Raw genomic sequence first — 23,560 nt, 5'->3', positions numbered from 1 at the left:
GCGGCGGACCGTCCGCGCGGTGGCGGGGCCCCGCCACCGCACCGGCGGGGGCGGGGCACGGCCGGTTCAGGCGCCGCCCGCGTGCACCTGGAAGGCGGCCCGGCGCACCGCGCGGGCCAGGGCCGGGTCCGGGTGGGCGGCGGCCAGGGCAACGAGCACCTGGACGGTGCGTGGGTGCCCGGTGGCACGCACCTCCTCCAGGAACCGGGGCACCGACTCGTGGACGGCCGACTCCAGGTGGTCCACCAGGAGCTGGCTCTCGCCGTGGTCGGCGACGGCGGCGGCGGTGTCCACCCACAGCCAGGCGGCCTCCGCGCGGGTGAGGACCCCGGGCGCCCCGCCCGCCAGGTCCTCCGGGTCGGCGCCCTCCTGCTCGGCGAGCCACAGCAGCGCGTAGGGCCGCAGCGCCGCCTCCCCGGTGACGGCGCGCACGGCGGGCTCGGCCGGGGTGCCCACCACGCGCAGCGCCTCGAAGGCGAGCGCCCGGATCAGGGCGTCCTCGCCCCGGGCCGCCGCCAGCAGTTCGGTCACGGCGGGACCGGTGGGCCGGGCGGCGAGCCAGGCGCGGTACTCGTCACGGGCGGGTCCCGGGGAGAGCCGGGCGCAGCCGCGCAGCATGTCGGCCGCCGGCTGCTCGATGTTGCCGACCGGGCTGAGCGCGGCCACGCAGATCTGCTCCAGTTTGACCCACACCGCCCAGTTGCCCAGCGGCGTCAGGACGGCCTGGCCCGGCGGCTCCCCGGGCCCGGTGCCCGCACAGCGGGTCAGCGCGCCGACGGCGGCGAGCCCGTCCAGGGCCCAGCCGAGCAGTTCGCCCAGCTCCCGGGGCGCCGGTACCCCGGCTGGGACCGCGCCGTTGGCGTCGTCGCCCGGGGCGGCCCCGGCCCGTTCGTCGCGCAGCTCGGCGATGCGCTGTTCGAGCAGCTCCAGCAGGGCGGGTTCGGTGACCGGCCCCGAGGAGAGGTGCATCACCGACAGGAGCTGCGGCGCCGCGATGACGACGTCGCCGATCAGTCCGGCGTCGTCGGTGGACGGCGGTGCGGGGCAGGCCAGCGACCAGGCGTCGAAGAGGGCGACCCAGCCGCGCAGCACGGCGGAGTCGTCCCTGTCCCAGGCCCGCAGCCGCCACCCGGCCCCGACCGTGCCCGCGTGGAGCTCGACGAGGCCCGCCAGCCGGGCCCGGTCCCAGTGGACGAGCAGCTGCCCGGCGGGCACCCGCGTGTCGGCGGCGGCCCGTTCGGTCTCGGCGGCCGGGGAGAGGCCGCTCGCGGCGGCCCAGCGCGCCAGGCGCACGGCGTCGCCCAGCGCGGCCCTCGCCTGGCGGGCCAGCTCCTCACGGGGCGCCAGGGAGGCGGGTGGCCGGGGCGCGGGGCGGGAGCGCCGGACGGCGACGGAACGGCGGGCCGTGGCCAGGGCCTGCCCGGGGACGATGCTCAGCCTTTTGTCTCGCGGGATACGGGACGTCACGGGGTGCAGTCTTCCTGCTGAGCCCCGAAAAGCCCAAACCGCCGCCGTCGCGGTGCAGATGAACCGGGTTCCGGACCCGCCCGGTGCAGCGGGACGGCGGCGCTCACACCAGCGGGGTGAGGAAGCGGCGCAGGGCCTCCTCGCAGCCCACGGGGTCGGCGTTCCAGGAGCCCGCGTGCCGCCCGTGCCGGACCTCGCGCACGCCGACGAGGTCCGGGCGCCCGGCGGCGTAGGTGCAGGACGCGTCGTAGGAGGCGATCGTGTCGCCGGGGCCGTGCAGGATCAGCGTGGGCACCGCGAGCAGCCCGGGGTCGGCCGCCTCGTCCAGCCGCTCGGGGCACAGCCCGGCGCGGCCCTGTGCGGCGCGCACGGCCAGCGGGAGCAGCGGGCCGGGCGCGCGGCGGGCGGCCAGCGCGCGCAGGGTGCCGCGCCAGTCCAGGACGGGCGAGTCCAGGACGAGTCCGGCGATGTGGCCGCGCAGCTCGGAGCGGGCGGCGGTGTACAGGGCCATGGTGGCGCCGGTGGACCAGCCGAACAGCACGACGCGTTCGGCACCCTCCCGCACGGCGTGGCGCAGCGCCGCGTCCACGTCCCGCCACTCGGAGTCGCCGAAGTGCCCGACGCCGCAGGGCGCGGGCGGCGCGCCCGCGTCGCCCCGGTAGCCGAGGGACAGGACGGGGAACTGCATCCGGTGCAGGAACGGCATGGCGGCCACGGGGTGCTCGCGCGTGGTGCCCATGCCGTGCACGGCGATGACCCAGGTGTCGCGGGCGCCGGGCACGAACCAGCAGGGCAGCGCACCCAGCTCGCCGGGCACCCGGATGTCGGAGCAGTCCAGGCCGAGCGCCTCGTCGGGGGCGCCGGTGTGGATCTGCGGGGTGAGCCGGACCCGGGTGCCGGGGCGCAGGCTGCCCTCGGTGACCCGTACCAGGCGCCGCACGACGGTGTCCGCCGAACCCGGGGGGGTGCCGGGCGGCGGCCCGCCGGGCTCGAACCCGGCCTCCAGCACGTTGCCGACGACGGCGTGGCAGCCCGAGCCCGTCAGCCCGTAGGTCCCGGGCAGGAGGGAGTCCAGCGAGCGCGTCAGCGTGATCTGGCCGGCGGCGGTGGAGTGCACGGTCAGCATCGGCCCGTCGAAGCCGGGCGGCACCGACCGGCCGGTCTTCAGGGCGGCTCCCGCCGCGTACCGGCCGACCGCCACGGCGGCCCCGGCACCCAGCACGGTCGTGGAGGCGGCTACGGCCGCCGCGGTTCCCGTTCGCATCCCGTCCAGTGTGCGGGTACCGCCCGGCAGTCGGCCAGTGGGCGTCCCCGGACGGGTGACGGGGCCGGTTCACGCCGTCGGCGGCTGTCCGTAGCCGCGCAGCCGTTCCGCGACGGCGTCCAGTTCCCCGGGCGGAAGCAGCGCGGGACGGCCACCGGGCACGGAGGCCGCGGCGAGCCACACGCGGCACATCCACTCCAGCTGCGCGGTCCGGTCCAGGGCCTGCTCCAGGTCCCGGCCGTACACGACCGTGCCGTGGTTGCGCAGCAGACAGCCGCTGCGTCCGCGCAGGGCCGCCAGCACGTGGCCGGCCAGCTCGGCGGTGCCGTAGCGGGCGTACGGGGCGACCCGCACCGGGCCGCCGAGCGCGGCGGCCATGTAGTGCACGGCGGGCAGTTCGTCCACCAGGGTGGAGACGGCGGTGGCGTGCACGGCGTGGGTGTGCACGACGGCGGCGGCGTCGGTGTGCCGGTAGACCGCGAGGTGCAGGGGGAGTTCGCTGGTGGGCACCCGGTGCCCGGCGGCGGGCCGGCCGTCCAGGGTGACCGCGCACAGGTCGCCGGGGCCGAGCCGGTCGTAGGGGATGCCGCTCGGGGTGACCAGCACGGTGTCGCCGACGCGGGCCGAGACGTTGCCCGAGGTACCGGTGACCAGCCCGTCGGCGACGGTGCGCCGGGCGGTGGCGACGACGGCGCGCCAGGTCTCGGCCCAGCCGGGCGGCAGGGCCGCGGCCGTCCCCCGGTCCGGAGTGCGGGGCGCGTCCGGAGTGCGGGACGCGTCCGCCCCGGTGTGCCGGTCCCCGTCCGGCGGAGGGTCCGCGGGCCGTGCCGGGTGCCGGCCGGGGTGCTGCGCGTCGGACATGTGCCGTCCCTTCGTCCGGATGGGCGTGCCGCGGATGGGCGTGCCGCCCGCCCCGCCGGGCGGCGCGGGCGGCCGGACCAGGCAGCCGGACCGGGCGCTGCCGAAGGTTCCGGATCGGCCTCGGTTCGGGAAAGTCCGCCCTGCCCGGCGGCGTCGTGTGCGTGGTGCGTCAACCTAGCGCCGGACCGTCCCCCTCCGCCGTGACCTGCGTCTCCCGGGCTTCTTCCACCCCACTGCGACCAGGGCGGACGGGGGCCGCCCAGCGCTCCCCGCAGGGGGACACCCCGATGCCCTGCTCAGTTCACCTTCCGTTTACCCGACATCCTTAGGTTCACGACGCAACCTGACCGCCAAACTGATTGCCGGGTGAATGGAACACTTCACGCTGCTGATCGGGATCGTGATCGTCACGGCCCTGGTGTTCGACTTTACGAACGGCTTCCACGACACCGCCAACGCGATGGCCACCACGATCTCCACCGGGGCCATGAAGCCCAAGGCGGCGGTGACCATGTCGGCGGTCCTGAACCTCGTCGGGGCGTTCCTGTCCGTCGAGGTCGCCACGACCATCTCCAAGGGCATCATCGACGAGACGTCCGGCATCAGGCCCGAAGTGATCTTCGCGGGTCTCGTGGGCGCGATCCTGTGGAACCTGCTGACCTGGCTCGCCGGTCTGCCCTCCAGCTCCTCCATGGCGCTGTTCGGCGGTCTCATCGGGGCGACGATCGCCTCCGTCGGCATCGGGGCCGTCCACATGGACGCCGTGCTGAGCAAGGTCCTGATCCCCGCGTTCATCGCCCCGGTCGTCGCCGGTGTCGCCGCCATGCTGGCGACCCGGCTCACCTACCGCGCGGCCCGCCGCGCGGACCCGGAGAAGACCTCGCACGGCTACCGCGCCGGGCAGATCACCTCCGCCGCGCTGGTCTCCCTCGCGCACGGTACGAACGACGCGCAGAAGACCATGGGCGTGATGACCCTCGCGCTGATCTCCGGCGGCGTCCTCGGCGCCGACGCCGACCCGCCGATGTGGGTCATCGCCTCCGCCGGCATCGCGATCGCCCTGGGCACCTACCTGGGCGGCTGGCGCATCATCCGCACCATGGGCCGGGGCCTCACCGACATCCACGCGCCGCAGGGCTTCGCGGCACAGACCAGCTCGGCCGTCACCATCCTGGCCTCCTCGCACCTCGGCTTCTCGCTGTCCACCACCCAGGTCTGCTCGGGCTCGGTGATGGGCTCCGGGTACGGCCGCAAGGGCGGTGTGGTGCGCTGGAACACCGCGTACCGCATGTTCGCCGCCTGGGGGCTCACGCTCCCGGCCGCGGGCCTGGTGGCGGCGCTGGCCGCCCTGCTGGCCGAACGGGGCGACTGGGGCATCACCGTGGTCGCCGTCCTCTTCGTGGCCGCCTGCGCCGCGATCTGGACCGCCTCCCGGCGCGAGGTCGTCAGCCACCACAACGTGAACGACATGCCGCAGGAGGACCCGGGCGTGGTGACGAGCGCGGTGCAGGCCGTCAGCCCGCCGCCCCTCGGCGCCCCCCGCGACGAACGGGACCCGCTGGCCGGACAGGACGAGGCGCGGGACGCCGGGCACCGCTCCCCCACCGCCGTCTCCTGACCTCCGCCGGGACGGCCCCCGCACGGGCCGCCCCGGCAGACCCCCGACCTTCTCGTGACCCCCCGCACACCCGAGGACGTGACTTCCGATGGACATCGACTGGGCAGCTCTCGGCCAGGTCTTCGGCGTCAGCCTGCTGGCGACCGTCGCCCTGGTGGGCGTCTTCACCCTGGGCATCGTCAGCGGCTCCGCCCGCAGGACGGACGGCACCGTCCCGGTGCTCGCCCGCACCGGCGCCTACGCCGCCTACGCGGCGTGCGCCGCGGCCGTCGCCTTCGGCATCTACACGATCGCCGCCTGAGCGCGGCACCCCGCAGCAGCCGGTGAGGGGCACGGGCGGCGCCCGTGCCCCTCACCGGCGCGCCCGCGCACGCCCGCGCCGTGTGCCACCTCACACTCCGTCACCGCAGGTCAGGGCGGAGTTGACGGCTCTGCGCGGCCGTGGTGGACTTCGGCCCGTTGCCACACGGCGGCAGGAGAGGAAGCCGGTGCGAATCCGGCGCGGTCCCGCCACTGTCACCGGGGAGCACTCCCCCACCGAGCGTCACGGCCCGCGAGCAGGGCTGGAAGGCCGGGGGAGCTGTAGATCCGGGAGCCAGGAGACTCTCACCGCCGGTCACGTCGAGCCAGGGCGAGGACCCTGAGTGAGGACACACCGCCATGCCCGGCATTCCCCTGCCCCCAGACCCAGCGACCCCTCCGGGAGTGAGCGCGGGCTGACGGCGCCATGGGTTTCTCCCCTTCCGGCGCCGTGCTGGGCCACCTCTGCGACGCGCTCGCCGGTGACCCGCGCCGTGCCCACCCCGTCGCCGCGTTCGGACGGGCCGCCGCGGCGGCCGAGCGCCGCCTGTGGCGCGACCACCGGGCGGCCGGGGCCGCGCACACGGTGCTGTGCGCGGGCGGCGTCGCCGCCGCCACCGCCGCGCTGGCCCGCGCCGCGGGCCGGCGGCGGGCCGCGGACACCGCCCTCACCGCCGCCGTCACCTGGGCCGTGCTGGGCGGCACGTCCCTGGCGCGGGAGGCCCGCGCCGTCGCTGACGCGCTGACGGCCGGGAACGTCGGGGCCGCCCGCGCCCGGCTGCCGCACCTGTGCGGCCGCGATCCGCAGGCGCTCGACGCGGACGGCATCGCCCGCGCGGTCGTGGAGTCCGTCGCCGAGAACACCTCCGACGCGGTGGTCGGCGCCCTGGTGTGGGGCGCGCTCGCCGGGGTGCCGGGGATGGCGGCGTTCCGCGCGGTGAACACGCTGGACGCCATGGTGGGGCACCGCTCGCCGCGCTACCTGCGCTTCGGCTGGGCGGCGGCGCGCCTGGACGACGCCGCCGGGTGGCCCGGCTCCCGGCTCACCGCCGCCCTGGCCGCGGTGCTCGGGCCGGACCGGGCCGGTGCCGTGCGGGCCTGGCGCGCGGACGCGCAGCGGCACCCCTCGCCCAACGCCGGGCCCGTGGAGGCCGCGTTCGCCGGAGCGCTGGGCGTGCGGCTCGGCGGCACGCTCTCCTACGGCGGGCGCGTCGAGCACCGTCCCGTCCTGAACGCCGCCGGGCGCGCCGTGGCGGTCGCCGACATCGAGCGGGCGGTGCGGCTCTCGCGCCGCGTGGGCGCCCTGGCCCTGGCGGTCGCGCTGACCGGACGGGCGGCCGGGCAGGCTGCCGGACGGGCGGCTGCCGGACGGGCCGCGGGCGGGCACGGAGGGCGGCGTCATGGCCGGCTCTGAACCGGGCGGCGCCCTGCTGGTGGCGGGCACGACGTCCGACGCGGGCAAGAGCGTCGTCACGGCGGGCATCTGCCGCTGGCTGGCCCGCCAGGGGCTGAAGGTGGCGCCCTTCAAGGCGCAGAACATGTCGCTCAACTCCTTCGTCACCCGGGACGGCGCGGAGATCGGGCGGGCGCAGGCCATGCAGGCCGCCGCCGCCCGCACCGAGCCGAGCGCGCTGATGAACCCGGTGCTGCTCAAGCCGGGCGGCGACCGCACCAGCCAGGTCGTGCTGCTGGGCCGGGCCGTCGGGGAGCTGAGCGCGCGCGGCTACCACGGCGGGCGCGCGCAGCGGCTGCTGGGCACGGTGACGGAGTGCCTGGCCGAGCTGCGCCGCACGCACGACGCGGTGATCTGCGAGGGCGCGGGCAGTCCGGCCGAGATCAACCTGCGCCGCACCGACATCGTCAACATGGCGCTGGCCCGCGCCGCCCGGCTGCCGGTCGTCGTCGTGGGCGACATCGACCGCGGCGGGGTGTTCGCGTCCTTCTTCGGGACGACGGCGCTGCTGTCCGCCGAGGACCAGGCGCTGGTCGCCGGGTACCTCGTCAACAAGTTCCGCGGTGACGTCTCGCTGCTGGAGCCGGGGCTGGACATGCTGCACCGGCTCACCGGGCGGCCGACCCTCGGGGTGCTGCCGTTCCGGCACGGCCTGGGCATCGACGAGGAGGACGGGCTGCGCGTCTCGCTGCGCGGCACCGTGCGCGAATCGGCGACCGCGCCGCCGCACGGCCGGGACGTGCTGCGCGTCGCGGTGCTGCCGGTGCCGCTCATGTCGAACTTCACCGACGTCGACGCGCTGGCCGCCGAGCCGGGCGTGGTCGTGCGGTTCTGCGACCGCCCCGAGGAGCTGGCCGACGCCGACCTCGTGGTGGTGCCCGGCACGCGGGGCACCGTGGGCGCGCTGCGCTGGCTGCGCGACCGGGGGCTGGCGGCGGCGCTGGCCCGCCGCGCCGCGCAGGGCCGCCCGGTGCTGGGGATCTGCGGCGGCTACCAGCTCCTCGGGCAGCGCGTCGAGGACGACGTCGAGTCCCGCGCCGGGGTGGTGGAGGGGCTCGGGCTGCTGCCGGTGCGGGTGCGCTTCCACCGCGAGAAGACCCTCGCCCGGCCGACGGGGACGGCGCTGGGCGAAGCCGTCGAGGGGTACGAGATCCACCACGGCGTCGCCGACGTGCTCGGTGGCGAGCCGTTCCTGGACGGCTGCCGGGCCGGATCGGTGTGGGGCACGCACTGGCACGGCTCGCTGGAGAGCGACGCCTTCCGGCGCGCCTTCCTGCGCCGGGTGGCCGCCGACACCGGGCGCGCCTTCGTCCCCGCGCCGGACACCGCGTTCGCCGCCCTGCGGGAGGAGCAGCTCGACCGGCTGGGCGACCTGATCGAAGAACACGCCGACACCGCGGCCCTGCTGCGGCTCATCGAGGACGGCGCGCCCGCGGGCCTGCCGTTCGTACCGCCGGGAGCACCCTCATGAGCACCGTCACCCTGCTGTCCACCGCCGACACGGACCTGCTGGCCGCCCGCGCCTCGGGCGCCGCCTACCGCATCGCCAACCCCACCCGCGTGGACGTCGCCGAGGAGCTGCCGGGGCTGCTGGCCGGCACCGACCTGGTCGTCGTCCGGCTGCTCGGCGGGAAGCGCGCCTGGGAGGACGGGCTGGCCGCCCTGCGGGCGTCCGGGCTGCCCACCGTGCTGCTCGGCGGGGAGTCCGTGCCGGACGCCGAGCTGATGGCCGAGTCCAGCGTCCCGGCCGGGGTGGTGGCCGAGGCGCTGCGCTACCTCGTCGAGGGCGGCCCGGAGAACCTGGCCGAACTGGCCCGCTTCCTGTCCGACACCGTGCTGCTGACCGGCGAGGGCTTCGCGGAACCGCGGCCGATGCCCGCCTACGGGGTGCGCGGCGACCGCCCCCGCGACCCGGCGCGGCCCACGGTGGGCGTGCTCTTCTACCGGGCGCACGAACTCGCCGGCAACACCGCCTTCGTGGACACCCTGTGCGACGCCGTCGAGGAGCAGGGAGCCAACGCGCTGCCGGTGTACTGCGGTTCGCTGCGGGACGCCGATCCGGGCCTCTACGCGCTGCTGGGCGGTGTGGACGCGCTGGTCACCACCGTGCTCGCGGCCGGCGGGAGCCGGGCGTCGGACGCGAGCGCCGGCGGCGACGACGAGGCGTGGGACATCGGGGCGCTGGCCGAACTGGACGTACCGGTGCTCCAGGGCCTGTGCCTGACGACGTCCCGCACGGCGTGGGAGGAGTCCGACGCGGCCCTCACCCCCATGGACGCCGCGATGCAGGTGGCGATCCCCGAGTTCGACGGGCGCATCGTCACCGTGCCGTTCTCCTTCAAGGAGGACGGCCCCGACGGCATCCCGCTGTACGCGGCCGACCCCGGGCGCGCCCGCCGGGTGGCGGGCATCGCCGTGCGGCACGCGGCGCTGCGGCACAAGCCGAACGCGCACAAGAGGCTCGCGCTCGTCTTCACCGCCTACCCGACGAAGCACTCGCGGGTCGGCAACGCGGTCGGTCTGGACACCCCAGCCTCCGCCGTGCGGCTGCTGGACGCCCTGCGGGAGGCCGGGTACGGCGTGACGGACTACCCCGGCAACGGCGACGAGCTGATCCACCGGCTCATCCAGGCGGGCGGACACGACGTGGAGTGGCTGACGGAGGACCAGCTCGCCGCCGCCCCGGCGCGGGTGCCGCTGGCCGACTACCGGGAGTGGTTCGCCACCCTCGACCCGGCGCTGCGCGCGGACATGCTGGAGCACTGGGGGGAGCCGCCGGGCTCGCTCTACGTGGACGGCGACGACATCGTGCTGGCCTCCCTGGAGTTCGGGAACGTCGTCGTGATGATCCAGCCCCCGCGCGGCTTCGGCGAGAACCCGATCGCCATCTACCACGACCCGGACATGCCGCCCTCGCACCACTACCTGGCGGCCTACCGCTGGCTGGAGCGGAGCTGGGGCGCGGACGCCGTCGTGCACATGGGCAAGCACGGCACGATGGAGTGGCTGCCGGGCAAGGGCCTGGGGCTGTCGGGCGGCTGCGCCCCCGACGCCGTCCTCGGCGACCTGCCGCTGGTGTACCCGTTCATCGTCAACGACCCCGGCGAGGGCACCCAGGCCAAGCGGCGCGGCCACGCCACCGTCGTGGACCACCTGGTGCCGCCGATGGCCCGCGCCGACTCCTACGGCGACCTGGCCAAGCTGGAGCAGCTGCTGGACGAGTACGCGCTCGTGAGCGACCTGGACCCGGCCAAGGCCCCGGCGGTGCGCAGCCAGATCTGGACGCTGGTGCGCGCCGCCGAACTCCACCACGACCTGCACGTGGAGGAGCAGCCGGACGAGGACGCGTTCGACGAGTTCGTCATGCACATCGACGGCTGGCTGTGCGAGATCAAGGACGTGCAGATCCGCGACGGGCTGCACGTACTGGGCGGTGCGCCCGAGGGCGAGCCGCGGGTCAACCTGGCGCTGGCCGTGCTGCGTTCGGCACAGGTCTGGGGCGGCGTGGGCGGCGCGCTGCCGGGGCTGCGGGCGGCGCTGGCCGCGCACTTCGGCCTCGTGGAGCAGGAACTGCTGGCCGAGCCGGGTGCCCGGCTCGCGGTGCCGGACTCCCTGACGGCGCTCGCCGAGGGCCCGGCCCGTACCGCGTCGGACGCCGTCGACCTGCTGGAGCGGCTGGCGCGGCGGCTGGCGGAGACCATGGAGGCCGCCGGCTGGGCCCGGGAGGCGGCCGCGGTCACCGTGCGGGAGGTGCTGGGCGCCGAAGTGCCGGACGCGGTACGGGTGCTGGAGTTCGCGGCCGAGGAGGTCGCGCCGCGGCTGGCCCGCACGACGGACGAGATCGGCAACGTCCTGCACGCGCTGGACGGCGGCTACGTCCCGGCCGGTCCGTCCGGCTCGCCCACCCGCGGCCTGGTCAACGTGCTGCCGACGGGGCGGAACTTCTACTCCGTGGACCCCAAGGCCATCCCCTCGAAGCTGTCCTGGGAGGTGGGCAGCGCGCTGGCCGACTCGCTGCTGGCCCGCCACCTCGCCGACAACGGGGCCTACCCGAAGTCGGTGGGGCTCACGGTGTGGGGCACCTCGTGCATGCGCACCCAGGGCGACGACATCGCGGAGATCCTGGCGCTGCTGGGCTGCCGCCCGGTGTGGGACGACGCCTCCCGGCGCGTCACCGGCTTCGAGGTGGTGCCGCGGGCCGAACTGGGCCGCCCGCGCATCGACGTCACCGTCCGCATCTCGGGCTTCTTCCGCGACGCGTTCCCGCACGTGGTGGGGCTCATCGACGACGCCGTGCGGGCGGTGGCCGAACTGGACGAGCCCGCCGACGCCAACTACGTCCGCGCCCACGCGGACGAGGACACCGCCCGGCACGGCGACCGGCGCCGGGCCACCGCGCGCGTCTTCGGCTCCAAGCCGGGGGCGTACGGGGCGGGCCTGCTGCCGCTCATCGACGCCCGCAACTGGCGCTCCGACGCCGACCTCGCCGAGGTGTACGCCGTGTGGGGCGGCTACGCGTACGGGCGCGGCCTGGACGGCCGGGCGGCGCGCGGGGACATGGAGACGGCCTTCCGCCGCATCCAGGTGGCGGCGAAGAACGTGGACACCCGTGAGCACGACATCGCGGACGCGGACGACTACTTCCAGTACCACGGCGGCATGGTGGCGATGGTGCGCCACCTGACGGGCTCCTCCCCCGAGGCGTACGTCGGGGACAGCGCGGTGCCCGAGCAGGTCAGGACCCGCACCCTGGGCGAGGAGACCCACCGCGTCTTCCGGGCCCGCGTCGTCAACCCGCGCTGGATGGCGGCCATGCGGCGGCACGGTTACAAGGGCGCCTTCGAGATGGCCGCCACCGTGGACTACCTCTTCGGCTACGACGCGACGGCCGGGGTGGTGGACGACTGGATGTACGAGAAGCTGGCGTCCGAGTACGTCTTCGACGCCGAGAACCAGGAGTTCATGCGGCGGTCGAACCCGTGGGCGCTGCGCGGGATCACCGAACGCCTCCTGGAGGCCGCCGAGCGCGGCCTGTGGGCGGAACCGGACGCCGGGACGCTGGACCGGCTGCGCCAGACCTACCTGGAACTCGAAGGCGACCTGGAGGACGACGCATGAGCATCCCGTATCCGTTCACGGCGATCGTGGGCATGGCCGACCTGCGTCTCGGGCTGCTGCTCAACGCCGTCTCGCCCGCCATCGGCGGCGTCCTCGTGCGGGGCGAGAAGGGCACCGCCAAGTCCACCGCGGTGCGGGCGCTGGCCGCGCTGCTGCCCGAGGTGGACGTCGTCCCCGGGTGCCGGTTCTCCTGCGACCCGGCCGACCCCGACCCCGGCTGCCCGGACGGGCCGCACGAGCGCGGGACGGGCCGGGCGCGTCCGGCCCGCATGGTGGAACTGCCGGTGGGCGCCTCCGAGGACCGGCTGGTGGGCGCGCTGGACATCGAGCGGGCGCTCGCGGACGGCGTGAAGGCGTACCAGCCCGGCCTGCTCGCGGACGCGCACCGCGGCGTGCTGTACGTGGACGAGGTCAACCTCCTGCACGACCACCTGATCGACTCGCTGCTGGACGCCGCCGCCATGGGCGCGTCCTACGTCGAGCGGGAGGGCGTGTCGGTGCGGCACGCCGCCCGGTTCCTGCTCGTCGGCACGATGAACCCGGAGGAGGGCGAGCTGCGGCCGCAGCTCCTGGACCGGTTCGGGCTGACGGTCGAGGTGGCCGCCTCCCGGGAGACCGAGGAACGGGTGGAGGTGGTGCGGCGGCGGCTGGCCTACGACGCCGGACCGGCCGCCTTCGCCGCCCGGTGGGCCGCCGAGGAGAGCGCGCTGAGGCAGCGGATCGCCGCCGCCCGCGCCCTGCTGCCGAAGGTGCGGCTCGGGGACGCCGCACTGCGGCAGATCGCCGCCACCTGCGCGGCCTTCGAGGTGGACGGGATGCGCGCGGACATCGTCATGGCGCGCACCGCCTCGGCCCTGGCCGCCTGGGCGGGCCGCACCGGGGTGCTGGCCGAGGACGTGCGGCAGGCCGCGCTGCTGGCCCTCCCCCACCGCAGGCGCCGCAACCCGTTCGACGCGCCGGGCCTGGACGAGGACAAGCTCGACGAGACGCTGGAGCAGCACGCGGACGGCGACGGTCCGGACGGCGACGGTCCGGACGGCGACGGCGACGGTCCGGACGGCGGGCCGGACGGTGACGGTCCGGGCGGCGGGCCGGACGGCGGGCCCGGCGGAGAGCCGCCGCGCGGCGGCGGGGGAGAGCAGGCCACCGGGTCCGGCGGGGAGGCGCCCGCCGGGGCGGAGCCCGTCCCGCAGCCGCGGCGGCCCGGCGGCGAGGACCGCCGGGAGCGGGACGAGGACGGCGCGCGGGACGAGGAGCGCCAGCCGGGGAGCGGGGCCGCCGGGGAGCGGGCCGCCGCACCCGCGGGCGAGCCGTTCCACGCCCGCACGCTGTCCGTGCCCGGCGTCGGGGAGGGCGCGGCGGGCCGCCGGTCACGGGGGCGCACCGCGACCGGCCGCACCACCGGCGCCCGCCGTCCGCAGGGCGCCCTGCACAGGCTGCACCTGACCGCCACCGTGCAGGCCGCGGCCCCGCACCAGCGGGCGCGGGGCCGCCGGGGGCCCGGCCTGGTCGTGCGCCGGGACGACCTGCGCGAGGCGGTGCGCGAGGGCCGGGAGTCCAACCTCGTCCTGTTCGTCGTGGACGCCTCCGGGTCCATGGCGGCGCGGCAGCGGATGAGCGCCGTCAAGGGCGCGGTGCTGTCGCTGCTGCTGGACGCCTACCAGCGGCGGGACAAGGTGGGCCTGGTCACCTTCCGGGGCGCGGACGCCGAGGTCGTGCTGCCGCCCACCTCCTCGGTGGACGCGGCGGCGGCGCGTCTGGAAGCGCTGCCGACCGGCGGGCGCACCCCGCTGGCGGCCGGACTGCTGAAGGCCCGCGAGGTGCTGCGGGTGGAACGGCTGCGGGACCCCTCCCGGCGGCCGCTGCTCGTCGCCGTCACCGACGGACGGGCCACCGGCGGCCCGGAGCCGGTGGCCCGGGCCGGGCGCGCGGCCCGGCTGCTCGCGGACGAGGGCACGGCGTCGGTCGTCGTGGACTGCGAATCCGGGCCGGTGCGGCTCGGTCTGGCGGGCACGCTGGCCGCCGAGCTGGGCGGCCCGGCGGTGACGCTCGGCGAACTGCGCGCGGACGCGGTGTCCGCGCTGGTCAAGGACGTACGGAGGGCCGCGTAATGCCGCAGGGGAAGCCGAGTAGCGTGCCGGACGACGGGCTGACGACCCGGCAGCGGCGCAACCGGCCGCTGGTCGCGGTGCACACCGGCACCGGCAAGGGCAAGTCGACGGCCGCCTTCGGGCTGGCGCTGCGGGCCTGGAACCAGGGCTGGCCGATCGGGGTGTTCCAGTTCGTCAAGTCGGCCAAGTGGAAGGTCGGCGAGGAGCGGGCCCTGCGGGTGCTGGGCGACTCCGGCGAGGGCGGCAGCGTCGCCTGGCACAAGATGGGCGAGGGCTGGTCGTGGGTGCAGCGCGACATCGCCACCAGCGAGGAGGCCGCCCGCGAGGGCTGGGAGCAGGTCAGGCGGGACCTGGCCGCCGAGACCTACCGGCTGTACGTGCTGGACGAGTTCGCCTACCCGCTGCACTGGGGCTGGGTGGACACCGCCGAGGTCGTGGAGGTGCTGCGCGCCCGCCCCGGTACCCAGCACGTCGTGGTGACCGGGCGCAACGCCCCCCAGGCGCTGCTGGACGCGGCGGACCTGGTGACGGAGATGGGGAAGGTCAAGCACCCCATGGACGCGGGCCAGAAGGGCCAGCGGGGCATCGAGTGGTGAGGGCATGACGGACGTACCCCGGCTGGTGGTCGCGGCGCCCGCCTCCGGCAGCGGCAAGACCACCGTCGCCACCGGCCTGATGGCCGCCTTCGCGGCGGCCGGGCTCGGCGTGTCCGGGCACAAGGTCGGGCCGGACTACATCGACCCCGGCTACCACCGGCTCGCCACCGGCCGCCCCGGCCGGAACCTGGACGCCTACCTGTGCGGCCCCGAACGGGTCGCGCCGCTGTTCCTGCACGGCGCTCGGGGGGCGGACCTAGCCGTCGTGGAGGGCGTGATGGGGCTGTTCGACGGCGCCGCCGGGCTCGGTGACCTGGGCTCCACCGCGCAGGTCGCGGCCCTGCTGCGGGCACCGGTCGTCCTCGTCGTGGACGCCTCCGCCCAGTCCCGCTCGGTCGCGGCCCTCGTGCACGGCTTCGCCTCCTTCGACCCGGGCGTGCGGCTCGCGGGCGTGATCCTCAACAAGGTCGGCTCCGCGCGCCACGAGGAGCTGCTGCGGGAGGCCCTGGACCACTGCGGAGTGCCGGTGCTGGGCGCCCTGCACCGCGCCGAGGCGGTGGCGGCGCCGTCCCGGCACCTGGGACTGGTGCCGGCCGCCGAGCGGCGGCCGGAGGCCGTGGCGGCGGTCGCGGCCCTGGCCGACCGGGTGCGGGCCGGGGTGGACCTGGACGCCGTGCTCGCCGTCGCCCGCAGCGCTCCGCCGCTGCCCGGGCGGCCGTGGGAGCCGCCCGAGGCGCCCGCGCCCGCCCCCGCCGGGCCGCGCCCGGTGGTCGCGGTGGCCGGCGGCCCCGCCTTCACCTTCGCCTACGCCGAACACGCCGAACTGCTGACGGCGGCCGGCGCGGAGGTCGTCACCTTCGACCCGCTGCGGGACGAGCGGCTGCCCGACGGCACCGCCGGGCTCGTCGTCGGCGGCGGCTTCCCCGAGGTGTACGCCCCCGAGCTGTCCGCGAACGCGCCGCTGCGCGCGGCCGTCGCCGCGTTCACCGGGCCCGTCGCCGCCGAGTGCGCCGGACTGCTGTACCTCGCGCGGGAACTGGACGGGGCGCCCATGTGCGGCGTGCTGGACGCCGCCGCGCGGATGACGGAACGGCTGACGCTCGGCTACCGGGACGCCGTCGCGGTGGGCGACAGCGTGCTGGCCGCCGCCGGGACGCGCGTACGCGGCCACGAGTTCCACCGCACCGCCCTCACGCCGGGCGCCGGGGCGGCGCCCGCCTGGGGGCTCACCCGCCCGGTGCGCCGCACCGAGGGATTCACAACGGACCACGTGCATGCCTCCTACCTGCATGTGCACTGGGCCGCCGAGCCGTCCGTGGCCCGGCGCTTCGTCGAGAGGTGTGCCGCATGAGCGCGCAACCGCGCCTGATCGGGGTCGGGGTCGGCCCCGGCGATCCGGAACTGGTGACCGTGAAGGGGGTGAACGCCCTGCGGTCGGCGGACGTCGTCGTGGTGCCGGTGATGGACACCGGCGAACGCGGCCGGGCCGAGGCCACGGTGCTGGCGTACGTCGGCGCCGGGCGGATCGAGCGGATCGTGTTCGCGCTCAACGAGCGGGAGGACCGCCGGCGCCGCGAGGCCGCGTGGGACGCCGCCGGGCGGCGCGTGACCGCGCTGCTGCGGGAGCACGGCACGGTGGCCTTCGCGACGATCGGCGACCCCAACGTGTACTCCACGTTCGGCTACCTCGCCCAGACCGTCCGGGAGCTGCTGCCGGGCACCGTCTGCGAGACCGTGCCGGGCATCACCGCCATGCAGGACCTCGCCGCGCGCAGCGGCGCGGTGCTCACCGAGGGCACCGAGCCGCTGACCCTGGTGCCGGTCACGGCCGGTGCCGCGGTGCTCAGGGACGCGCTGGAGGGGCCGGGCACCGTCGTCGCCTACAAGTTCGGGCGCCGGGCCGCCGAGGTGGCCGGGGCGCTGCGCGAGACCGGACGCGAGGCGGACGCGGTGTGGGGCTCGGCGCTCGGGCTGCCGGACGAGGCGATCCACCCGGCCGCCGCGCTGGACGGCGCTCCCCTGCCGTACCTGTCGACGCTGATCGCGCCCGCGCGGCGCGCGGCCCGCGGAGGGAAGCTGTGAGCGGCAAGCACGGTCACGTCACCATCGTGGGAGCGGGGCCGGGCGCCGCCGACCTGCTCACCTTCCGTGCGGCGCGGGCGATCGCCGAGGCCGACGTCGTCGTCTGGGCGGCCAGCCTCGTGCAGGAGGCCGTGCTGGAGCACGCCGCGCCCGGCGCGGAGATCCTGGACTCGGCGGCCCTCTCGCTGGAGGACGTGCTCGCCGTCTACGCGCGGGCGCAGCGCGACGGGCTGCGGGTCGCCCGCGTGCACTCCGGCGACCCGGCACTGTGGGGCGGCACGCAGGAGCAGGTGGACCGCTGCCACGAGCTGGGCATCGAGGTGGAGATCGTCCCCGGCGTCTCGGCGTTCTCGGCGGTGGCCGCGCTCGCCCAGCGGGAACTGACGATCCCCGAGGTGGCGCAGTCGGTGATCCTCACCCGGCTCGGCGGCGGCAAGACGCCGATGCCGCCGGGCGAGGAGGTGCGGGAGTTCGCCCGGCACGGCACCACCATGGCGCTGTTCCTGTCGGCCGCCCGGTCCGGGCAGCTCGCCGCCGAACTGCTGGAGGGCGGCTACACCGAGGACACCCCGGTGGTGATCGCCTACCAGGCGACGTGGCCGGAGGAGCTGCTGCTGCACTGCACGGTGGGCACCCTGGCGGACACCGTCAAGGAGCACCGGCTGTGGAAGCACACGCTGTTCCTGGTGGGCCCGGCGCTCGCGGCGTCCGGCACCCGCTCGCACCTGTACCACCCGGGCCACTTCCACGGCTTCCGGCGCGCCGATCCCGAGGCGCGCCGGGCGCTGCGGGCGCTCAGGACCCGGCCCGGGGACGGCCGTGGGTGAGCCGGGGCCGGCCGGGCCCCGGCCGGACGCGCCGGGGCGCGTTGTCACCGTGCTGGGCACCGGGACGGCGGCCGGGGACGCCCCGGCCGTCGGCGGGGACGCGACCCTCGTCGTCGGCGCCCGCCGCCACCTGGAGGCGGCCGGGCTGCCGCCCGGCGCGCGCCGGATCACGCTGGGCCCGCTCGCCCCGGCGCTGGACGCCGTCGAGGCGGAGCTGGCGGCGCCCGGCGCGCCGCGCGTCGTGGTGCTCGCCTCCGGGGACCCGGGCTTCTTCGGCATCGTCCGGGCGCTCGCCGAGCGGCTGGGCCCCGGGCGGCTGGACGTGCGTCCCTCGGTGCCGTCCGTCGCGGCGGCGTTCGCCCGCGCCGGACTGCCGTGGGACGACGCGGCCGTGGTGAGCGCCCACGGACGGGACCTGCGCCGGGCGGTGAACGTGTGCCGCGCGCACCCGAAGACCGCCGTGCTGACCGGCCCCGGCGCAGGCCCGGCCGAGCTGGGCGCCGCCCTGGCCGGCGCCGGTGTCCCGCGCACGCTCGTGGTGGCGCAGGCCCTCGGCACGCCGCGCGAGTCGGTGCGGTGGCTGGCGCCCGCCGAGGCCGCCGCCCGCGCCTGGCCCGAGCCCGTCAGCGTCGTACTGAGCCTGGCGCCCGAGCGCCGCGTGGCGGACGTCCAGCGCACCCTGGCCGGACCGTGGCGCACGGAGGCGGACGCGGGCTGGGCCCTGCCGGAGTCCGCCTTCGCGCACCGCGACTCGATGATCACCAAGTACGAGGTGCGGGCGCTGGCGCTGGCCCGGCTCGGGCCGCGCCCCGGCGACCTCGTGTGGGACGTGGGCGCCGGGTCCGGCTCGGTGGCCGTGGAGTGCGCCCGGCTGGGCGCGGCAGCCGTCGCCGTCGAGCGCGACGCGGACGGCGCGGAGCGCTGCCGGGCGAACGCCGCCGCCCACGGCGTCGACGTGCAGACCGTGCACGGCGCCGCCCCACAGGCGCTCGCGGGCCTGCCCGATCCGGACGCGGTGTTCGTCGGCGGGGGCGGGCGGGACCTGCCCGCCGTCGTCGGCGCCTGCGCGGCACGGGCCCGGCGCACCGTCGTCGTCACCCTCGCGGCGCTGGACCGGGTGCCCGCCGTCCGGGCGGCCCTGGCCGGGGCGGGGCTCGCCCCCGAGGGCGTCCAGCTCCAGTCCGCCCGGCTCGCGCCGCTCCCCGGCGACGTCACCCGGCTCGCCGCCGTCAACCCCGTCTTCGTCCTGTGGGGCAGCAGGACCCGTACGCAAGGAGTCTCCCCGTGATCGGCCTGATCTCCGCCACCGCGGCGGGCGCCGCCGCCCGGGACCGGCTGGCCGCCGCCTGGCCGGACCGCGCCCGCGTCTTCGAGGGGCCGACCGTCGCCGACGCCGTGCGGCGCGCGTTCGCCGAGTGCGACCGGCTGGTGTGCTTCCTCGCCACCGGCGCCACCGTCCGCATCGTGGCCCCGCTCCTCACCGGCAAGGCGGCCGATCCGGGCGTCGTCTGCGTGGACGAGGCGCAGCGGCACGCGGTGAGCCTGCTCGGCGGCCACGCGGGCGGCGCGAACGAGCTGGCGCACGCGGTGGCCGACGCGCTGCCGGGCTGCCGTCCGGTCATCACGACCGCCACCGACGCCGTGTCCGTGCCCGGCCTGGACACGCTCGGCTGGCCCGTGGAGGGCGCCGTCGCCGCCGTCTCCCGGGCCCTGCTGGACGGTGAACCCGTCCGCCTGGTCTCCCCCGCCGTCCATCCCCTTCCGGCGCTGCCGCCCAACGTGACCGCCACCGCCGACGGGGGCGGCGGGGACGCCGAGAGCCTTGGGGACGCCGGAAGCGCCGGAAGCGAAGTGGCGCTGCTCGTCAGCGACGAGACCGTGGCGCCGGGCCCCCGGCAGGCCGTGCTGCGCCCGCCGACGCTCACCGTCGGTGTCGGCGCCAGCCGCGGGGTGTCCGCGCAGGAGGTGCTGGACCTCGTCGGCCGCTCCCTGGCGGCGGCCGGACTCTCCCCGCGCTCGGTCGCGGCGCTGGCCACGGTGGACGCCAAGGCCGGCGAGGCGGGCCTGCTGGCCGCGGCCGAACGGCTCGGCGTCCCCCTGCGCACCCACCCGGCGCCGGTGCTGGCCGCCGTGCCGGTACCCAACCCGTCGGCGGCGCCCCAGGCGGCCGTGGGCACCCCAAGCGTGGCCGAGGCGGCGGCGCTGCACGGCGCGGGGGACGGCGCGCGGCTGGTGGTGCAGAAGCAGAAGTCGGCCATGGCCACCTGCGCCGTCGCCCGCAGCCGCCCGCGCGGCCGGCTCGCCGTGGTGGGCCTGGGCCCCGGCGCCCGCGACCTGCTGACGCCGCGGGCGCGCGACGAGCTGCGCCGGGCCTCCGTCGTCGTCGGCCTGGACCAGTACGTGGAGCAGATCCGCGACCTGCTGCGCCCGGGCACCCGCGTCCTGGCCTCCGGGCTCGGCGCGGAGGAGGAGCGGGCCCGCACCGCGGTGGCCGAGGCCCGCGAGGGGCGGGCCGTGGCGCTGATCGGCAGCGGCGACGCGGGCGTCTACGCGATGGCCTCGCCCGCGCTCGCGGAGGCGTCCGCCGACATCGACGTCGTCGGTGTGCCCGGCGTGACCGCCGCGCTGGCCGCCGCCGCGCTGCTGGGCGCCCCGCTGGGGCACGACCACGTCTCGGTCAGCCTCTCCGACCTGCACACCCCCTGGGAGGTGATCGAGCGCCGGGTGCGGGCCTGCGCCGAGGCGGACCTCGTCGTCACGTTCTACAACCCGCGCTCCCGGGGCCGGGACTGGCAGCTGCCCAAGGCGCTGGGCCTCCTCGCGGAGCACCGGGCTCCCGGCACCCCGGTCGGCGTCGTACGCAACGCCTCACGGCCCGGCGAGCGGGTCACCCTCACCACCCTGGAGGCCCTCGACCCGGCGTCCGTGGACATGATGACCGTGGTGACCGTCGGCAACACCGCCACCCGCGCCGTCGCCGGACGCATGGTCACCCCGCGCGGCTACCGCTGGCAGGAGGCGGGCGCGTGACGATCCGCACCGTGCACCCCATCGAGCAGGAGTCCTACCGCATCCTGCGCGCCCGCCTGGACACCTCCCCCTTCCCGCCGCTGACCCGGGCCGTGGTGGAGCGGGTGATCCACTCCAGCGCGGACCTGGAGTACGCCACCGACCTCGTCACCGACGAGGCCGCCCTGCGCGCGGCGCACACGGCGCTGCACGAACGGGACGCGCCCGTCGTCACCGACGTGGAGATGGTCGCGGCCGGGATCACCCGCCGCCAGACGGTCTGCCGCCTGGCCGACGCCACCGCCTCGGGCGGGCTGACCCGCTCCGCGCACGCGGTCCGCCTCGCCTACGCCGAGGTCGGGCCCGGCGCGGTGTGGGTGGTGGGCTGCGCGCCCACCGCGCTCTTCGAGCTGATCGCCCTGGACGTGCGGCCCGCGCTGGTCGTGGGCCTGCCGGTGGGCTTCGTCGGCGCGGCCGAGTCCAAGGCGGCGCTGCGCGCGAGCGGCCTGCCCGCCGTCAGCAACATCTCCGAGAAGGGCGGCTCCGCCGTGGCCGCCGCCGCGCTCAACGCCCTGCTCTACACCCCGCTTCACACCCCCACCGAGGAGACCGCGTGACCACCCCGCCTGCCCTGCTGCTCGTCGGACACGGCACCCGGGACGAGGCCGGAGCCGAGGCGTTCCGCTCCTTCGTCCGCAAGCTCGGCGACACCCGTCCGCAGACCCCGGTCGCCGGCGGGTTCATCGAGCTGTCCCCGCCGCCGCTGGCCGACGCCGTCACCGGCCTGGCCGAACGGGGCGTGCGGCGCTTCGCGGCCGTCCCGCTCATGCTCGTGTCCGCCGGCCACGCCAAGGGCGACATCCCGGCGGCACTGGCCCGGGAGAAGGAGCGGCACCCGGGCACCACCTACGCCTACGGGCGTCCGCTGGGCCCGCACCCCTCGCTGCTCTCCGTCCTGGAGCGGCGGATCGACGAGGCGCTGCCCGGGGCCGAGCGCACCCCGCAGGGGCGGTCGGACGTCACCGTGCTCCTCGTCGGGCGCGGTTCCACCGACCCGGACGCGAACGCCGAGGTGCACAAGGCGGCCCGGCTGCTGTGGGAGGGCCGGGGCTACGCGGGCGTGGAGACGGCCTTCGTGTCGCTGGCCGCGCCCGACGTGGCCGCCGGGCTGGACCGGTGCCGCGCGCTGGGCGCCCGGCGCGTCGTCGTGCTGCCGTACTTCCTGTTCACCGGCATCCTCCCCGAGCGCGTCACCCGCCAGGCGCTCGACTGGGCCGGTGCCCACCCGGACACGGAGCTGCACGTCGCGGACGTCATCGGCCCGACGGACGAGCTGGCGGCGCTGGTCTGGCAGCGCTACCAGGAGGCGGTGGACGGGGACATCCGGATGAACTGCGACTCCTGCGTCTACCGGATCGCGCTGCCCGGCTTCGAGGACAAGGTGGGCGCGCCGCAGCAGCCGCACTACCACCCGGACGACGACGAGCACGGCCACGGCCACGGGCATCACGCGCACCAGCACGGCGGCCATGTCCACGCTCACTGACCGGTCCGCCGGGTCCCGCCCCGCGGCCGCCGCCCCGGACGGCCCGCCCGGCGGGGGCGGCGCGACGGACCTGCGCCACCACGGCGACGCCGAGGTGCGCGACGCCGGCGCGCACCTGACGGACCTCGCCGTCAACGTGCGCGCCGGTACGCCGCCCGCCTGGCTGAAGGAGCACGTCGCCGCGTCCCTCGACACCCTGGCCGCCTACCCCGACGGGCGCGCGGCGCGCCGGGCGGTGGCCGCACGCCACGGCCTGCCGGAGGACCACGTGCTCCTGACGGCCGGGGCGGCGGAGGCGTTCGTCCTGCTCGCGCGGGCGGTGCGCAGCCGCTGCCCGGTCGTGGTGCACCCGCAGTTCACCGAGCCGGAGGCGGCGCTGCGTGAGGCCGGGCACACCGTGCACCGGGTGCTGCTGCGCGCGGCGGACGGCTTCCGGCTCGACGCGGGGCAGGTGCCCGAGCAGGCTGACCTGGTGGTCGTCGGCAACCCCACCAACCCGACGTCCGTCCTGCACCCGGCGGCGACGCTGGCCGCGCTGGCCAGGCCCGGCCGCACGCTGGTCGTGGACGAGGCGTTCATGGACGCCGTGCCGGGCGAGCCGGAGTCGCTCGCTCCGCGCCTGACGGCGGCGGGCGGGCGGATCGTCGTCCTGCGCAGCCTCACCAAGACGTGGGGGCTGGCCGGGCTGCGCGTCGGGTACGTCCTGTCCGACCCCGCGACCGTCGCCGCGCTGGCCCGGCACCAGCCGCTGTGGCCGGTCAGTTCCCCGGCGCTGGCCGCCGCCGAGGCGTGCTGCACCCCGCGGGCGCTGGCCGAGGCGGACGCGGCGGCGCGCACCGGCGCCGCCGACCGGGAGCACCTGCTGGCCCGGCTCGCCGCCTTCGGCTCGCTGGACGCCGCGACGCCCGGCCCCGCCGGGCCCTTCGTGCTGGTCGGCCACGAACGGGCCGCGGGGCTGCGGGTGCGGCTGCGGGAGCTGGGCTTCGCCGTCCGGCGCGGCGACACCTTCCCCGGGCTCGGCCCGCGCTGGCTCCGGCTGGCCGTGCGGGACCGGGCGACGACGGACCGCTTCGCCGACGCCCTGCGGACGGCCGGAGTCCGCTGAGCCCGCCGCCGGACCGCCCCGGGTCCGTTTCTGCGTGCCCGGGACGGCCCGGACCTGCCGCCGGGCCCGGGAGACCGGTCGGCTCCGGCGGTGCCGGACGTACGGGCCGAGGACCGTCTTCTTCACGGTAGGGAACTCCCACACGCGGTGGGACACCACCGGTGGGAGCCGGGGGGACCACACCCGCACCGGCGACGGGGGCT

At 77.1% G+C, this 23,560-nt stretch carries 18 protein-coding genes and 1 riboswitch; of the genes, 15 read left to right on the top strand and 3 right to left on the bottom strand.

Translation table 11 applies throughout. The features are described 5' to 3' along the window. Nucleotides 1–66: 66 nt before the first annotated feature. From V1J52_RS20895 to V1J52_RS20885, 3 genes are all read right to left on the bottom strand, one after another. Nucleotides 67–1,467, bottom strand: a complete 1,401-nt coding sequence (locus tag V1J52_RS20895; protein WP_330141452.1) for a hypothetical protein — start codon at nucleotides 1,465–1,467, stop codon at nucleotides 67–69. 103 nt (nucleotides 1,468–1,570) lie between these two features. Next, nucleotides 1,571–2,731: an alpha/beta hydrolase gene (locus V1J52_RS20890; RefSeq protein ID WP_330141451.1), complete on the bottom strand. Its 1,161-nt coding sequence runs from the start codon at nucleotides 2,729–2,731 to the stop codon at nucleotides 1,571–1,573. A gap of 69 nt (nucleotides 2,732–2,800) precedes the next feature. Next, nucleotides 2,801–3,592, bottom strand: coding sequence for a class II aldolase/adducin family protein (locus tag V1J52_RS20885; protein ID WP_330141450.1), 792 nt, complete (start codon nucleotides 3,590–3,592; stop codon nucleotides 2,801–2,803). Between the two features lie 370 nt (nucleotides 3,593–3,962). Between V1J52_RS20885 and V1J52_RS20880 the strand changes: the two genes are divergently transcribed. The 15 genes from V1J52_RS20880 to cobC all read left to right on the top strand — a co-directional run bounded on the left by V1J52_RS20880 (nucleotide 3,963) and on the right by cobC (nucleotide 23,357). Beyond that, on the top strand, nucleotides 3,963–5,210 hold the full coding sequence (locus V1J52_RS20880) for an inorganic phosphate transporter (RefSeq protein WP_330141449.1): 1,248 nt from the start codon (nucleotides 3,963–3,965) through the stop codon (nucleotides 5,208–5,210). Nucleotides 5,211–5,298: 88 nt separating this feature from the next. After that, the gene (locus V1J52_RS20875) at nucleotides 5,299–5,511 is read left to right on the top strand and encodes a hypothetical protein (protein WP_330141448.1); all 213 of its coding nucleotides are present in this window, start codon (nucleotides 5,299–5,301) and stop codon (nucleotides 5,509–5,511) included. Between the two features lie 178 nt (nucleotides 5,512–5,689). Beyond that, nucleotides 5,690–5,815, top strand: a riboswitch (cobalamin riboswitch). A 122-nt stretch (nucleotides 5,816–5,937) separates the two neighbouring features. Further along, nucleotides 5,938–6,924, top strand: a complete 987-nt coding sequence (locus tag V1J52_RS20870) for a cobalamin biosynthesis protein (protein ID WP_330141447.1) — start codon at nucleotides 5,938–5,940, stop codon at nucleotides 6,922–6,924. After that, nucleotides 6,911–8,434: a cobyric acid synthase gene (locus V1J52_RS20865; protein WP_330141446.1), complete on the top strand. Its 1,524-nt coding sequence runs from the start codon at nucleotides 6,911–6,913 to the stop codon at nucleotides 8,432–8,434. The genes V1J52_RS20870 and V1J52_RS20865 overlap by 14 nt, the downstream gene beginning before the upstream one ends. Further along, nucleotides 8,431–12,081 (top strand): cobaltochelatase subunit CobN, encoded by a 3,651-nt coding sequence (gene cobN, locus V1J52_RS20860; RefSeq protein WP_330141445.1) that lies wholly within the window; start codon nucleotides 8,431–8,433, stop codon nucleotides 12,079–12,081. Before V1J52_RS20865 ends, cobN begins: the two co-directional genes overlap by 4 nt. Beyond that, the gene (locus tag V1J52_RS20855) at nucleotides 12,078–14,192 is read left to right on the top strand and encodes a putative cobaltochelatase (protein WP_330141444.1); all 2,115 of its coding nucleotides are present in this window, start codon (nucleotides 12,078–12,080) and stop codon (nucleotides 14,190–14,192) included. The genes cobN and V1J52_RS20855 overlap by 4 nt, the downstream gene beginning before the upstream one ends. Beyond that, nucleotides 14,192–14,788, top strand: coding sequence for a cob(I)yrinic acid a,c-diamide adenosyltransferase (gene cobO, locus V1J52_RS20850; protein WP_330141443.1), 597 nt, complete (start codon nucleotides 14,192–14,194; stop codon nucleotides 14,786–14,788). Before V1J52_RS20855 ends, cobO begins: the two co-directional genes overlap by 1 nt. A 4-nt stretch (nucleotides 14,789–14,792) precedes the next feature. Continuing rightward, entirely contained in the window at nucleotides 14,793–16,139 is a 1,347-nt protein-coding gene (locus V1J52_RS20845) for a cobyrinic acid a,c-diamide synthase CobB (protein ID WP_330141441.1), read from the top strand. Beyond that, nucleotides 16,136–16,870, top strand: coding sequence for a precorrin-2 C(20)-methyltransferase (cobI, locus tag V1J52_RS20840; RefSeq protein ID WP_330141440.1), 735 nt, complete (start codon nucleotides 16,136–16,138; stop codon nucleotides 16,868–16,870). The genes V1J52_RS20845 and cobI overlap by 4 nt, the downstream gene beginning before the upstream one ends. Next, a complete protein-coding gene (gene cobM, locus V1J52_RS20835; RefSeq protein WP_330141439.1) occupies nucleotides 16,867–17,697 on the top strand; it encodes a precorrin-4 C(11)-methyltransferase in 831 nt (276 codons plus the stop codon). Before cobI ends, cobM begins: the two co-directional genes overlap by 4 nt. Continuing rightward, entirely contained in the window at nucleotides 17,690–18,985 is a 1,296-nt protein-coding gene (cbiE, locus tag V1J52_RS20830) for a precorrin-6y C5,15-methyltransferase (decarboxylating) subunit CbiE (protein ID WP_330141438.1), read from the top strand. Before cobM ends, cbiE begins: the two co-directional genes overlap by 8 nt. Further along, complete coding sequence (gene cobJ, locus V1J52_RS20825; protein ID WP_330141437.1) at nucleotides 18,982–20,727, top strand: precorrin-3B C(17)-methyltransferase; 1,746 nt, start codon at nucleotides 18,982–18,984, stop codon at nucleotides 20,725–20,727. The genes cbiE and cobJ overlap by 4 nt, the downstream gene beginning before the upstream one ends. After that, on the top strand, nucleotides 20,724–21,323 hold the full coding sequence (locus V1J52_RS20820) for a precorrin-8X methylmutase (protein WP_443075886.1): 600 nt from the start codon (nucleotides 20,724–20,726) through the stop codon (nucleotides 21,321–21,323). Before cobJ ends, V1J52_RS20820 begins: the two co-directional genes overlap by 4 nt. Continuing rightward, nucleotides 21,320–22,252 carry a sirohydrochlorin chelatase gene (locus tag V1J52_RS20815; RefSeq protein WP_330141436.1) on the top strand — a complete coding sequence of 311 codons (933 nt, stop codon included), beginning with the start codon at nucleotides 21,320–21,322 and terminating at the stop codon, nucleotides 22,250–22,252. Before V1J52_RS20820 ends, V1J52_RS20815 begins: the two co-directional genes overlap by 4 nt. After that, on the top strand, nucleotides 22,236–23,357 hold the full coding sequence (gene cobC, locus V1J52_RS20810; RefSeq protein WP_330141435.1) for an Rv2231c family histidinol phosphate aminotransferase CobC: 1,122 nt from the start codon (nucleotides 22,236–22,238) through the stop codon (nucleotides 23,355–23,357). Before V1J52_RS20815 ends, cobC begins: the two co-directional genes overlap by 17 nt. The last annotated feature ends 203 nt before the right edge of the window (nucleotides 23,358–23,560 follow it).

Origin of the sequence: Streptomyces solitudinis (assembly GCF_036323765.1) — a bacterium.
Classification (GTDB): domain Bacteria; phylum Actinomycetota; class Actinomycetes; order Streptomycetales; family Streptomycetaceae; genus Streptomyces.
This window is presented reverse-complemented; position numbering and strand designations above follow the sequence as displayed.

What these genes read in the sequence shown, in the direction of transcription:
- V1J52_RS20855 (WP_330141444.1), top strand. Translation starts at nt 12,078, where the DNA reads ATGAGCATCCCGTATCCGTTCACGGCGATCGTGGGCATGGCCGACCTG.
- V1J52_RS20880 (WP_330141449.1), top strand. Translation starts at nt 3,963, where the DNA reads ATGGAACACTTCACGCTGCTGATCGGGATCGTGATCGTCACGGCCCTG.
- cobI (WP_330141440.1), top strand. Translation starts at nt 16,136, where the DNA reads ATGAGCGCGCAACCGCGCCTGATCGGGGTCGGGGTCGGCCCCGGCGAT.
- V1J52_RS20885 (WP_330141450.1), bottom strand. Translation starts at nt 3,592, where the DNA reads ATGTCCGACGCGCAGCACCCCGGCCGGCACCCGGCACGGCCCGCGGAC.
- V1J52_RS20875 (WP_330141448.1), top strand. Translation starts at nt 5,299, where the DNA reads ATGGACATCGACTGGGCAGCTCTCGGCCAGGTCTTCGGCGTCAGCCTG.
- V1J52_RS20870 (WP_330141447.1), top strand. Translation starts at nt 5,938, where the DNA reads ATGGGTTTCTCCCCTTCCGGCGCCGTGCTGGGCCACCTCTGCGACGCG.
- V1J52_RS20865 (WP_330141446.1), top strand. Translation starts at nt 6,911, where the DNA reads ATGGCCGGCTCTGAACCGGGCGGCGCCCTGCTGGTGGCGGGCACGACG.
- V1J52_RS20845 (WP_330141441.1), top strand. Translation starts at nt 14,793, where the DNA reads ATGACGGACGTACCCCGGCTGGTGGTCGCGGCGCCCGCCTCCGGCAGC.
- cobO (WP_330141443.1), top strand. Translation starts at nt 14,192, where the DNA reads ATGCCGCAGGGGAAGCCGAGTAGCGTGCCGGACGACGGGCTGACGACC.
- V1J52_RS20890 (WP_330141451.1), bottom strand. Translation starts at nt 2,731, where the DNA reads ATGCGAACGGGAACCGCGGCGGCCGTAGCCGCCTCCACGACCGTGCTG.
- cobN (WP_330141445.1), top strand. Translation starts at nt 8,431, where the DNA reads ATGAGCACCGTCACCCTGCTGTCCACCGCCGACACGGACCTGCTGGCC.
- cobC (WP_330141435.1), top strand. Translation starts at nt 22,236, where the DNA reads ATGTCCACGCTCACTGACCGGTCCGCCGGGTCCCGCCCCGCGGCCGCC.